This window comes from Alterotamlana spongicola, from assembly GCF_035818475.1.
Lineage (GTDB): Bacteria > Bacteroidota > Bacteroidia > Flavobacteriales > Flavobacteriaceae > Cognatitamlana.
Map to the genome: position 1 here is coordinate 1250657 of NZ_JAYMGV010000001.1, position 12936 is coordinate 1263592.

Here is a 12936-nt window from a genome sequence, read left to right on the forward strand (position 1 = left end):
CAGTACATAATGAAGAATCTTTAGTAACTTTATACCGAAGCGACTCTTCATTTCACTTAAGAATGACAAAAAATGCTATTACATAAATCTCAAAATCTAACATTTTTCACACCACAGGAAACTACCAATAGTTTTGGGGCTCCCTTTTTTGACACAGGTATTTCTGCAGGGTTTCCTTCACCTGCTGAAGATTTTAAAGAGCAACGTTTGTCTCTGGATAGAGAACTTATTAAAAACAAAGAAGCTACTTTTTTTGCACGTGTTAACGGACAATCTATGATTGGTGCCGGTTTAGATGATAATGACTTATTGGTTATAGATAGAAGTTTAGAACCTGCCAATAATAAAATTGCCGTATGTTTTTTAGACGGTGAATTTACTGTAAAACGCTTAAGGGTAGATGATGAAGGCGTTTGGTTAAAGCCTGAAAATCCTAATTACCCTATAATAAAAGTTACTGATGACAATGATTTTATAATTTGGGGTATTGTGACCAATGTGATAAAAAAAGTATAAGACATAAAAGCACAAAAAAAACGCAAAGTCCAAAGGCTTTGCGTTTTTTTTGATTTCTATAAAGTGAATAAAATACTAATCGGCTAAAACAATAACCTTATTATCTTTCATTTCCAGAGTTCCGGAATTTATCTTTAATAAAGTTTCACCACTGTCTCCTTTAGTGAATTTATCCTGAACATCTTCATCCAATTCAATGTTTCCAGCAATTTTCACAACACCTTCTTTTAATATAGATACAACAGGTGCGTGATTATTTAACATTTGAAATTCACCATTTACTCCGGGAACAGCAACGCTGGTCACTTCTCCACTAAATAAAGTTGCTTCTGGTGATACAATTTCTAAGTACATAAATTTTATTGCTTTAGGCTTTAAGCTTTAGGCTTTAAGCAGTTATTAGGCTTCAGCTAACATTTTTTCTCCAGCTTCAATAGCTTCTTCAATAGTACCTTTAAGGTTGAATGCTGCTTCTGGTAAGTGATCTAATTCACCATCCATAATCATATTAAACCCTTTGATAGTTTCTTTAATATCAACTAATACACCTGGAATACCTGTAAACTGTTCTGCTACATGGAATGGTTGTGATAAGAAACGTTGTACACGTCTTGCTCTACCTACAGCCATCTTATCTTCTTCTGATAATTCTTCCATACCAAGAATAGCGATAATATCCTGTAACTCTTTATAACGTTGTAATAACTCTTTTACGCGTTGTGCACAATTATAGTGATCATCACCTAAAATATCAGCAGTTAAAATTCTTGAAGTAGAATCTAATGGATCTACTGCAGGATAAATACCTAACTCAGCAATTTTACGAGACAATACTGTTGTCGCATCTAAGTGAGCAAAGGTAGTAGCAGGCGCAGGATCTGTTAAATCATCTGCAGGTACGTAAACGGCCTGTACAGATGTAATAGAACCTTTTTTAGTTGAGGTAATACGCTCTTGCATAGCTCCCATCTCTGTGGCTAATGTTGGTTGGTAACCTACGGCAGAAGGCATACGTCCAAGTAATGCAGATACCTCAGAACCAGCTTGTGTAAAACGGAAGATATTATCTACGAAGAAAAGAACGTCTTTCCCTTGTCCGTCACCAGCACCATCACGGAAATACTCAGCAATAGTTAAACCAGATAAGGCTACACGAGCACGTGCTCCAGGAGGCTCATTCATTTGTCCGAATACGAAAGTTGCTTTAGATTCTTTCATTTTTGATTTATCTACTTTTGATAAATCCCATCCTCCTTCTTCCATAGAATGCATGAAATCATCTCCATAACGGATAATTCCTGATTCTAACATCTCTCTTAAAAGGTCATTTCCTTCGCGGGTTCTTTCACCTACACCGGCAAAAACTGATAAACCACCGTGACCTTTTGCAATATTGTTGATCAACTCCTGAATTAATACTGTTTTACCTACACCGGCACCACCAAATAAACCAATTTTACCACCTTTAGCATAAGGCTCAATAAGATCAATGACTTTAATACCTGTAAATAAAACTTCAGTTGAAGTTGATAAATCTTCAAATTTAGGAGCTTGACGGTGAATTGGTAACCCGGCCTCTCCGGCTTTAGGCAAATCTCCAAGACCATCAATAGCGTCTCCAATTACATTAAATAAACGTCCGTAAACATCATCTCCAATTGGCATTTGAATAGGAGCACCTGTAGCAATAACTTCAGTTCCTCTACTTAACCCATCAGAAGAATCCATTGCAATAGTACGTACGGTGTCTTCTCCAATATGAGACTGTACTTCTAGTACTAAAATAGAACCGTCAGGTCTTTTAATTTCTAATGAATCGTAAATTTTTGGAAGTTCTGAACCCGCAGCGAATTCTACATCGATAACCGGTCCTACTATTTGTGCAACTTTTCCTGTAACTTTAGACATTACTTATGTGTTTAATATTATGCGACTTAATTGAGTGAAAACACTTTTTGTTTTCGCGCTGCAAAGATATAGTTTTTATATTAAAATAAAAGCTGTTTTTTCTAGGTTTTTTAGAATAAAAAAACACCCTTAAATTAAGAGTGTTTTTTATTCTATTTTTTCTAGAAATTATTCAGGTGATGGTAACAATGGTAAATAATTAGTTGGGTATTCTCCAATATCTACCAAATTACCTGAAGCTTCAAAGTTTGAACCATAAGCAGCATCAATAGCTTTCATAAATTCGTTTGCAATTAAGGCATACCCTCTGGATGTTAAATGAATACCGTCAAGTGAAAAGGCCCCACCGGTTACTAAGTTTGAAGTCAGGATAAAATTATTTGACGGGAGACCGGTACTCGTCAATTGCGTCAATAAATCATTTGCATCTACAAAGGCTAATCCTGCTTGAGTGGCCGCAGCTTCTATGGTGATATTAAAATCATCAATAGCTTTTTTAATATCGTCTTGCTCTCTTGGTATCAAAACCCATTTGTCTTCCAAAGGAATTGCAGTTCCATAACCGTCAGGGATTAAAGAGGATAGTGGTAACACAAATAAATCATCTTCAGTTGATTGTCTGTAATTAGGAAGCCCTAACCCTGATAAATCAGTTAAATCTTCATCAATTAGAACCATAGTGTTTGTTTCAGAAGCTTCAAACCTAATGGTTCGTGATTCAGCTTCCAGAGCATCGATGAAGCCGTTTGCTAGTGCTAATTGTAAGCCACCATTATACTGAGCATATGCTGTATTAAGCGCTGCCGCCGTAGCTGCATTTAAAGGAACAGGATTATAAGGTACGGTGGTAAAATGGGCAATATCAGTTACGTAAGGGATATTTGCCATAACGCCTTTGGCACCACCTGATGTTAATGTACTAACAAGTGTAGATATTGCAAAATCAAAAGTTGGCTGATCTGTAATAGGATTGGTTCCGTCTCCCCCTGACGTTGCATAACCTAACACATCATTATTTCCAATCCACAATGAAAAGAAGGATGGAGATTGTGCCATAGCTAATTCTATGACGCTGGCGTCAGGAGTTGCTCCGGTCATTCTAATAAAATACGGATTGGCAGCAGTTGGGAAATTGGCAATATTGCCATAACCGGGAGCTAGTAAATGAAAACTTTTAGCTAAAGGGATTCCCATATTATTGAATGGCCCTGTAGGGCTCGGCTTGGCTAAATCTGTTGAATCTTTAACTGTGCCTATGACTGATTCTAAAGGTAAAGGAGGCCCTCCTAGGGTAACCAATCTAGGTGGGGCTATTCTAGTGTTTCCAATAACTAATAGCCCTGAGTCACCATCCATTAAAGGCTGTATAAAATTACCTTCTTCTAAAATAGATAATTTCTGAGATAATATGCTAGGAAATGAATTTTCTTGAGATGCTTTAAATAAAGCTCCATCAGAAAACCCCGCTGTTAAAGAACTCCCTATTGATACATATTTAGAAAAGTCTGCTTCTCCGGCTATTAAATCTGGTAGCTGAGGTGTTTCAACCGGAGGTACAATATCTTCAGGGTCATTACATGCGGTAAAACCTATAAAGATTAATAGTAAGAATATATATTTTGTATTCATGATGTTCTTTTTCATATTATAAGTTATTAATCGTCAAGGATAGATAGTACATAGATCCTATATGCCCGGTGCCAAATGCTGTGAAATATTCATCACCTAATAGATTGGTAGCACCAGCTTTAAATGTTGATTTAATACTAGGAATCCTTAAATTTATTTGCGCATCAACAACATGGAATTCCGGTACTAAACCATTACCAAATGTTGCTTCCCAGAAGTAGTCATCACTAAACCTATAGGCAATATTAAAACCAAAATTTTTAAATAAATCGGTATTGCCAAATGATGCTTTAAATTTATGTTCTGGCGTATTGAAGTTAGTTTGAAAACCTGGATATGTGGCCTGATCAAAGTCAAGTTTTGCATAGGTATAGCTTCCGCTAAGGTCAAAATTGCCAAAGACTTTGGTTGAAAGCCCTATGGAAGCCCCGTAAGATTTAACATCTGCCGGAGAGTTAGTGTATGCACTCCAAACTTGAAAGTCATTATTAGCAAGAGCATTTAAAGCTAACGGGTCAGTATCATCAAGGTCACCGTTATTATTTGGGTCTACAATTCCATAAAATGGAGATGCAACTACTTGTTGAGAAATAAAATCTTTGTATTTGTTGTAATAGGCACTAAAATCTATAGTAACACGGCTAAACTTACCTCTATAGCCAATTTCTCCTGAAGTTACCTGTTCTGGTTTTACTAAATTAGGATTTCCTACACCCGTAACATTCCCGTCATTATCTACTGCAAAAGAATTTTCATAAGCTACACGGCCTGTTTGTGTTACTGTTGGGGGCTGCCCTATGGCTTGTCCATCATTACTAATGTCAAAAGTCCTAACATATCTGTCTAAGTTATCAGGTGCAGCTCCTACCAAAATGGCTCTGCCGGCATCTAAACCAATAAATAGGTCTTGAGTAGTCGGGTTTCTAAAACCTGTTTGTACAGAAGCTCTGAAATTATGGTTTTTGTTTACGGTTAACCCTGCCGATAATCTTGGAGAATAAAAACCATCAAAAAACTCTGATTTATCATACCTGATAGAGCCTGTTAGCTTTAATTCTAAAGCATCATTTAACTCGATATTTTTTTGAATTTGAGTGTATACCCCAAACTCTGAATATTCAATGGGGCTGTCAAAATCTGTATAAATCGTTCCAAAGGAGTTTAATCTGTATTTTCTATAAGATCCGCCCACTTGAATTTCTGCAAAATCAATAAGATGACTAAAATTGTAATTGGCATCAGCATGGTAATATTTAGAGGCGTCCTGAAATTTAGATCCTGAGCTTAAATCCGGATCATTAATACTTTTATTGAATGCGGCCTGATATTCCGGAGTGCCTGGTAAATAACGCCCGGATTCGGCCTGGTCCCTGGCCGCTGCATGGGCTTCGGCTTCCGTAGCGCCTCCTAAAGTAGCTTCCGCATAGGTTTGGATATATTCTCCAAACCATTGCTTATCACCTTTCCAGGCCCTGTTAATATTTATACCGGTAAAAACCATATCATATGAATCTCCGGCTTTATCGGCTACCACATAACCTCTTAGAAAAAAGTTATCGTTTCTTAGTTCTAATTTATGTTGTTCTTGAAAGAAATTAGCAATGTTATAGCGGTTTGTTCCTTGATAAATAGTTGATCCCGTACCAATTTTACCCACATAAGAGATTTCAAAATCATTTTCCCACGGACGGAAATATAAGCCCCAATCTGATTTTACACTTTCAGCATTATAATTGGTTAAATCTCTTTCGTTATACCCTGTTCTACTCACCTCAACATCCGGAATAATTCCTTTTATACTGGCTGGAGCTTCTGTTCTTAGATTTGCTGAAACTTCATCACCATAAACATTAATACCGTCATAATCAAGATCATCTCTTGTTCTGTTAGGGTCAATTTTATCTATTTCACTGGTAGCTGCCCAATCGGTCCCTTTTAAATAACCAAAATTGATTTTAGCAGCAAACTTGTTACTGAACTTATAGGCAGCTCTTATACTTAAGTCTGTGTACCCATTCTTTCCGGCAGATTCTTGCGAGGTAATTCCTTTTTTGATAGAGGTGCTAATTCCTTGATAATCAAATGGATTTTTACTGCGCATAAATAAAATTCCGTTAAAAGCATTTGCCCCATAAAGCGCAGAAGATGCTCCTGGTAATAGCTCAACACTTAAAACATCTGTTTCAGTCATACCAACTAAATTACCAATGGGGAAGTTTAGTGCTGGTGTTGAGTTGTCCATGCCATCAACAAGCTGCATAAAACGATTATTTGCAAAGGTTGCAAAACCTCTGGTGTTAACAGATTTAAAGGTTAAGCTATTAGTATTAACATCAACACCTTTTAAATTTTCTAAGCCATCATAAAAATCTGCTGAAGCTGTGTTTTTGATTTCTTTGAGGCCCAGGCGTTCTACAGTTACGGGCGATTCAAATATACGTTCCGGAGTTCTGGACGCTGAAATCACAACTTCATCTAAAGCTGTTCCTTCTTTAAGAATAAAGCTTATAGTTTGATTGTTTGACGTTACTTGTTCGGTAGCGGTTTCAAACCCCACACTACTGGCTTGAACAGAAAATGGAGGATTTTGGCTATAGGTTAATGTGAAATTACCATCAAAATCTGAGACTGTACCTGTTGAAGTCCCTAGTACAATGATGTTAGCCCCGGGGATTGGTTGACTGTTATCATCAACTACGGTTCCTGAAATTGTTGTTTGTGAATGGCAAAATCCACAAAAAAACAACAACAAAAGTGAGAAAATTGTTTTCATTTAAATAAGTATAGTTTTAGTTTACATAACAAGGTAACACAAAAATTATGAGATACCGTTGATTGATAAAAATATAAAAAATTATGCACGCATAGTATTATTTTAATAAAAAAAATGCGTATTTGTTGTTATATGTATAAAAGTAGGTCTCTAAAATAAAAAGTTCCATATTTAATTAAACATGGAACTTTTCAATATAATTTTGTATAAATGTATACTATTCTACTGTTACAGATTTTGCAAGATTTCTTGGTTGATCCACATTTTTATCCAACATTACAGCAATATGGTATGAAAGTAGTTGTAGTGGTATGGTTGTTAAAAGTGGTGACAAAGATTCTAAAGTCTCAGGAACTTCAATCACATGATCGGCTAATTCCTTAACCTGAGTATCCCCTTCTGTAACTATACCAATAATTTTTCCTTTTCTGGATTTAATCTCTTGAATATTACTAACCACTTTTTCATAATGTCCTTTTCTGGTAGCTATAACCACAATAGGCATGTTTTCATCAATCAATGCGATAGGCCCGTGTTTCATTTCAGCAGCCGGGTAACCTTCTGCATGGATATATGAAATTTCTTTTAATTTAAGGGCGCCTTCAAGTGCTACAGGGAAATTATATCCTCTTCCCAGGTATAGGAAATTACTAACATCTTTATAAACGTCAGAAATGATTTGTATAAGGCTATCAGATTCTAAGGCCTTTTCTACTTTGTTAGGAATCATTTCTAATTCTAAGAGATGCGTTCTATAATCAGAACTACTAATAGTGCCTTTAGCTCTGGCCAACCTAAGGGCAATTAAGGTTAAAACGGTTATTTGAGTGGTGAACGCTTTTGTTGAAGCTACTCCTATTTCTGGTCCGGCATGTGTATAGGCACCTGCATCAGACTCTCTGGCAATTGATGACCCTACCACATTACAAACTCCAAAAACAAAGGCGCCTTTTGATTTGGCAAGCTTTATTGCAGCCAAAGTATCTGCTGTTTCACCGGATTGAGAAATAGCAATGAGCACGTCATCTTCTTTAATTACTGGATTTCGGTATCTAAACTCTGAGGCATATTCCACTTCTACCGGAATTCTTGTTAAGTCCTCAAAAATATACTCAGCAACCAATCCGGCATGCCATGATGTTCCGCAGGCAACAATAATAATACGATTGGCATTGAGGAATTTTTTCATGTTGTCTTCAACACCGGCCATTTTGATGATAGCTTCATTTCTCAGCAACCTACCTCTATATGTATCTGTAATGGCTTTTGGCTGCTCATGAATTTCTTTAAGCATGAAATGATCATAGCCTCCTTTTTCAATTTGCTCTAAATTAATTTGAAGTTTCTGAACATAAGTATCTACTAAAGAATCATCTTTTATTTTTCTAATTTTTATCCCCTTATGAAATCTGATAATAGCCATTTCTTCATCTTCTAAGTAAACGGCATCTCTTGTATATTCTAAAAAGGGAGAAGCGTCACTGGCTATGAAAAATTCATCTTCATTTTCACCAATCCCAATGGCTAATGGACTTCCCAGGCGGGCAACCACAACTTCTTCTGGTTTGTTTTTATCAAAAACGGCAATAGCATAAGCTCCAATAACTTGGTTTAGAGCAATTTGAACAGCTTTTCCAAGTTTAACATTCTCTTGCTTTTTAACGTCTTCAATCAAATTAACCAATACTTCAGTATCAGTGTCTGATTTAAAGGTATATCCTCTGGAGATTAATTCTTGTTTTAAGGATTCATAGTTTTCAATAATACCGTTATGGATAATTACCAGCTCTCCTGAGTTTGAAACGTGCGGATGTGAGTTAATATCATTCGGAACACCATGCGTGGCCCAACGTGTGTGGCCAATACCAACATTACCGTTTTTTGATATTTCTTGTTCAGATAAAGCTTCTAAATCAGTTACTTTGCCTTTTGTTTTAGATACTTTGAGATCAGTACCATCAAATAAGGCTATACCGGCACTATCATAACCCCTGTATTCTAATCTTTTAAGTCCTTCTATAATAATTGGGTAAGCTTCTCTTGGGCCTAAATATCCTACTATTCCACACATAGTTTTTAATTGGGTTAATGGGGTTTGAAATTCAGAACAAATATGTAAAATAAATGTTAATGAATATCAATTATTATGTGAATTTATTGTTTTATACGATGAAATTCATATTCCAACGAAATAAAAACTATTATTATTATCTATAGTGTTTAAATTCAAATAGTTAATATGTTTTTACTTAGGCTCGGTAAAAAATATTTTTAATTTTAGTCTTTTGTCTGCTGGAGCAGCTTCATTACTTCCGTATAATATAGTCCCTCTGGGAGATAAAACTGCTGCTGCAGGTACTGCAGTAACCTCATCACCGCTTTCTAAAATTTCAGCATGATCTGTATAATTTACGTTGGTGGATAATGCTAAACCTATTTTAGTATTAGTAGAATCACTTTGTAAAATATTATTCAAATGTTCTGTTAGGCGTATTTTATATTTTCCTTGGTCATTTCTTTGACCTAGACTAATAACTTTTGAATTAATAAGCGATGTAGTACTTCCGGTTGGATCTATAATATAATCAATTGTAGAAGCATTATTTTTAATATCATAGGCGTAAATACGATCATATTTATGATAATCTGGATCTCCACCGGTTTCAATATCCTCATCTTCGTAGATGGCTAAATGGGCTTCGTTGATTAAGCGTTTCAAGAGAAACCTTTGAGTAATTGGATCTTTAATAGGATCTCCGTTTTCATCAAGTTGCCTGTAGGTGTTTTTAAAACAATCAAGGGCACTAGTATCCACGTTGCCGTCACCATCACAATCTACCATACCGCTAAACAAATCTACTACAGCCATAGAGCCTTGCGTGCCTTTTAAGTACAATGTGGCGTCACCCAGATCTTTATCACCGTCTTCTAATGTGACATCGTAATTATTAATAAAGGTATTTAATCTGTTACCGGCAAAATTAAATGTATAAGTTGACTGTGTTCTTGAATCGGTTGGCCCTTTAGTGTAAGTGATAGTGATGTTAGCATTTGTTGCAGCCAAATTCAATAAAATCATGGTACCATCAGTTGTAATGCTTTCAGCCTTAAAATAAAGTCCTCTGAAATAATTTCTAAAATTATTGGCATTGCTTAAAACGGGGTCTCCTTCTTTATCCAATATGGCGGTCTTCCAAAAGTCATTGTCCAGAGCTTCTCTAAAGGCTGGTTCAGATCTGGTAGTAACAGCATCATCACCTTCTCCGGTAGTTATGACTATAGGGTCATTACTTGGAATGAAATCAATGTCTTCATAAATTGGTGTGATTTCATCTACTATGTGCTCATCAAAACGTATTACGCTAGTACCGTTAAGTGCTGTATTTTCATTACTATTGGCATTAGAATAGTAGTTTTGCACAGTATTTCCACCTCCATTGGGATCAAAATCTCTTAGAAAATAATTGCTTTGATAGATAGTTAATTTAATAGGTAATTCAGGATTTCCGTATAAAGAATCTAATTTATAGGTAGGATTACCGTCATCGTCAATTCCGTTTATTGTACTAAAATAAGGAATGTTTATTATAACCTCATCAATTACCGGGTCTTCTCCAAAATCAGGATTAAATGCTGTAGGTGTTATTTGGGTTATAATACTGGATTTGGTTTGCCCATATGCCGGATCGTTATAAACCCCTAACAAACTTGTGTTTAAAGTGTTTACTTGTAGGGAGTCTAGCTTTTTATTATAAGCAGCGATCGGGAAAATGGTGTCTTTAGTAATAAAGTTAGCATTATCTCCTCCCAATACATCACTTTCTATGACGTTGAATTCTTTATCACAAGCAATACATAATGAAATGATTAGAAGAAAAGCAACGGGAAATTTAAGGGCTTTAATTGTCTTTTTCATATATCTGAAACGAATAATAGTTTAGCTTAAAACGGTATTGTTGAAAAATGTTGTGTAAGCTTCACCAAATTCATCTTTACTTTTATATTCTAAAATAGGTTTTTCTGATGATTTTAAATAAGCGTCTAAATCTTCAGGAATAGTTTCAGAACCAACTATTAATGCATCAGAGTAATCAATAGCAACCTTCATTAAGTTTGAGTATGAGGGCTCTTCTAAAGATTTAATAGCGCCTTCATCAATATTGTCAAACTTGATTTTATTAACCATGTCTTTATTCAACGTGTTATTAAAGCTTTGGTTGTATACGGATGTTACAATTTTACTTTCATTAAATAAAGGTTCGTCTTTGTAATATTCTTTAAGATATAAAGGCAATAAAGAAGCCAGCCATCCGTGAACATGGATAATATCAGGAGCCCAATTTAACTTTTTAACAGTTTCAATAACACCTTTGGCAAAGAAAATAGCACGCTCGTCATTATCATCAAATAATTTCCCGGCCTCATCAGTTAAGGTTGCTTTTCTTTTGAAATATTCATCATTATCAATAAAATAAACCTGAATACGTTCTTTAGGAATTGAAGCAACTTTAATGATAAGGGGCATATCCAAGTCATTTATAACTAAGTTTATACCGGATAATCTTATAACTTCGTGTAACTGATGCCTTCTTTCATTAATATTGCCATACCTTGGCATAAAGATTCTTATTTGCCCGCCTTGTTGATTCACCATTCTTGGAGCTTCAAAAGACATGGAAGAAATTTCGGTTTCAGGTAAATAGGGCACTACTTCAGATGATACATATAATATCCTCTTATCTTTCATATAATAGTTTTTGTTGACTTAAAAATACCTTATTATAAAGGTTCTGCTTTTGATTGTTGAAAATAAAAAACACGCAAAAATACAAAAATTTATGCAAATTGCCTGTAAAATCTTAAGTTTGCACGCGTTAATTTTATATTAAATTGTGGAAGTTTATTCAGAAAAACATCAAATTGCAGTAGCAATTAATGGATTTAAAGCAAAAAAACAAACCATTGGGCTGGTTCCTACTATGGGGGCATTGCATGAAGGTCATTTACAATTGGTTAAAAAAGCACTATCTCAAAATGATAAAGCAGTTGTAAGTATTTTTGTGAATCCTACACAGTTTGATAATAAAAATGATTTAAAAAAGTATCCCAGAACTTTAAATCAGGATGTTACGTTGTTAAAAACCATAAGTCAAGATCGTATTTTGGTTTATGCGCCTACCGTTGAAGATATGTATGGAGGAAAAACCGTTTCAGAAAAGTTTGATTTTGATGGCTTAGAGTTTGAAATGGAAGGTAGATTTAGAGTAGGACATTTTGACGGTGTTGGTACCATAGTCAAACGGTTTTTTGACATTATAAAACCGCATAAAGCTTATTTTGGTGAGAAAGATTTTCAACAATTAGCGATCATTAAAAAACTTGTTGAAAAATACAAAATCCCAGTAAATATAGTAGGTTGCAAAATACATCGTGAAGTAAATGGTTTGGCAATGAGTTCACGAAATACAAGACTGAAGCCAGAATACAAAAAAGCAGCTCCTTTTATTTATGAAATACTAAAATCTGCCAAAGACCAATTTGGCACAAAAAGTGCTGGTAAAGTAATGGAATGGGTTGAAAAAGAGTTTTCTAGACATGATTTGTTGGAGTTGGAATACTTTCTTGTTGCAGATGTTGAAACCTTAAAACCAGTAAAGCGAAAATCAAATAAAAAAATATATAGGGCATTTATTGCTGTATATGCTGGAGATATTAGACTGATTGATAATATCGCATTAAATTAATTATCTTTGCCGCATGCAAATTCAAGTTGTAAAATCTAAGATTCATAGAGTTAAATGCACGGGTGCAGAACTCAATTATATAGGCAGTATTACTATTGACGAAGACTTAATGGACGCTGCTAACATTATACAGGGTGAAAAAGTTCAAATTGTAAATAATGACAATGGCGAACGATTAGAGACCTATTGTATTCCAGGGCCACGTCATAGTGGAGAAATAACCTTAAATGGAGCTGCTGCCAGAAAAGTTTCGGTGGGAGATACATTAATACTAATTACTTATGCTTTTATGGGTGTTGAAGAAGCAAAGGTGTTTAAACCTTCATTGGTCTTTCCTGATGAAGCTACAAACTTATTAAAGTAGGC

The 12936-nt window shown here is 35.2% G+C and carries 10 protein-coding genes; 3 read left to right on the forward strand and 7 right to left on the reverse strand.

Annotated features, from left to right (window positions below; all coding sequences use genetic code 11):
* Positions 1-72 precede the first annotated feature (72 nt).
* On the forward strand, positions 73-516 hold the full coding sequence (locus VOI54_RS05535; protein WP_326281723.1) for a LexA family protein: 444 nt from the start codon (positions 73-75) through the stop codon (positions 514-516).
* A 75-nt stretch (positions 517-591) separates the two neighbouring features.
* Here VOI54_RS05535 and VOI54_RS05540 read toward each other — a convergent pair whose 3' ends face one another.
* The 7 genes from VOI54_RS05540 to VOI54_RS05570 form a co-directional block, all read right to left on the reverse strand.
* On the reverse strand, positions 592-870 hold the full coding sequence (locus VOI54_RS05540) for a F0F1 ATP synthase subunit delta/epsilon (protein ID WP_326281724.1): 279 nt from the start codon (positions 868-870) through the stop codon (positions 592-594).
* A gap of 45 nt (positions 871-915) precedes the next feature.
* On the reverse strand, positions 916-2424 hold the full coding sequence (gene atpD / locus VOI54_RS05545) for a F0F1 ATP synthase subunit beta (protein ID WP_326281725.1): 1509 nt from the start codon (positions 2422-2424) through the stop codon (positions 916-918).
* A 168-nt stretch (positions 2425-2592) separates the two neighbouring features.
* On the reverse strand, positions 2593-4068 hold the full coding sequence (locus tag VOI54_RS05550) for an SGNH/GDSL hydrolase family protein (protein WP_326281726.1): 1476 nt from the start codon (positions 4066-4068) through the stop codon (positions 2593-2595).
* Between the two features lies 1 nt (position 4069).
* Positions 4070-6826 (reverse strand): TonB-dependent receptor, encoded by a 2757-nt coding sequence (locus tag VOI54_RS05555; RefSeq protein ID WP_326281727.1) that lies wholly within the window; start codon positions 6824-6826, stop codon positions 4070-4072.
* 217 nt (positions 6827-7043) lie between these two features.
* Positions 7044-8897: a glutamine--fructose-6-phosphate transaminase (isomerizing) gene (glmS, locus tag VOI54_RS05560; protein ID WP_326281728.1), complete on the reverse strand. Its 1854-nt coding sequence runs from the start codon at positions 8895-8897 to the stop codon at positions 7044-7046.
* A gap of 174 nt (positions 8898-9071) precedes the next feature.
* Positions 9072-10742 carry a BamH family beta-barrel-assembly machinery protein gene (gene bamH, locus VOI54_RS05565; protein ID WP_326281729.1) on the reverse strand — a complete coding sequence of 557 codons (1671 nt, stop codon included), beginning with the start codon at positions 10740-10742 and terminating at the stop codon, positions 9072-9074.
* Between the two features lie 21 nt (positions 10743-10763).
* A complete protein-coding gene (locus VOI54_RS05570) occupies positions 10764-11573 on the reverse strand; it encodes a glycogen/starch synthase (protein ID WP_326281730.1) in 810 nt (269 codons plus the stop codon).
* Positions 11574-11718: 145 nt separating this feature from the next.
* Between VOI54_RS05570 and panC the strand changes: the two genes are divergently transcribed.
* The gene (gene panC, locus VOI54_RS05575; RefSeq protein ID WP_326281731.1) at positions 11719-12570 is read left to right on the forward strand and encodes a pantoate--beta-alanine ligase; all 852 of its coding nucleotides are present in this window, start codon (positions 11719-11721) and stop codon (positions 12568-12570) included.
* A gap of 13 nt (positions 12571-12583) precedes the next feature.
* Positions 12584-12934: an aspartate 1-decarboxylase gene (panD, locus tag VOI54_RS05580; protein WP_326281732.1), complete on the forward strand. Its 351-nt coding sequence runs from the start codon at positions 12584-12586 to the stop codon at positions 12932-12934.
* The last annotated feature ends 2 nt before the right edge of the window (positions 12935-12936 follow it).

Excerpts from the sequence above, each read along its gene's own strand:
- panD (WP_326281732.1), top strand. The coding sequence starts at position 12,584 with ATGCAAATTCAAGTTGTAAAATCTAAGATTCATAGAGTTAAATGCACG.
- bamH (WP_326281729.1), bottom strand. The coding sequence starts at position 10,742 with ATGAAAAAGACAATTAAAGCCCTTAAATTTCCCGTTGCTTTTCTTCTA.
- VOI54_RS05570 (WP_326281730.1), bottom strand. The coding sequence starts at position 11,573 with ATGAAAGATAAGAGGATATTATATGTATCATCTGAAGTAGTGCCCTAT.
- VOI54_RS05555 (WP_326281727.1), bottom strand. The coding sequence starts at position 6,826 with ATGAAAACAATTTTCTCACTTTTGTTGTTGTTTTTTTGTGGATTTTGC.
- VOI54_RS05535 (WP_326281723.1), top strand. The coding sequence starts at position 73 with ATGCTATTACATAAATCTCAAAATCTAACATTTTTCACACCACAGGAA.
- atpD (WP_326281725.1), bottom strand. The coding sequence starts at position 2,424 with ATGTCTAAAGTTACAGGAAAAGTTGCACAAATAGTAGGACCGGTTATC.
- glmS (WP_326281728.1), bottom strand. The coding sequence starts at position 8,897 with ATGTGTGGAATAGTAGGATATTTAGGCCCAAGAGAAGCTTACCCAATT.
- VOI54_RS05540 (WP_326281724.1), bottom strand. The coding sequence starts at position 870 with ATGTACTTAGAAATTGTATCACCAGAAGCAACTTTATTTAGTGGAGAA.
- VOI54_RS05550 (WP_326281726.1), bottom strand. The coding sequence starts at position 4,068 with ATGAAAAAGAACATCATGAATACAAAATATATATTCTTACTATTAATC.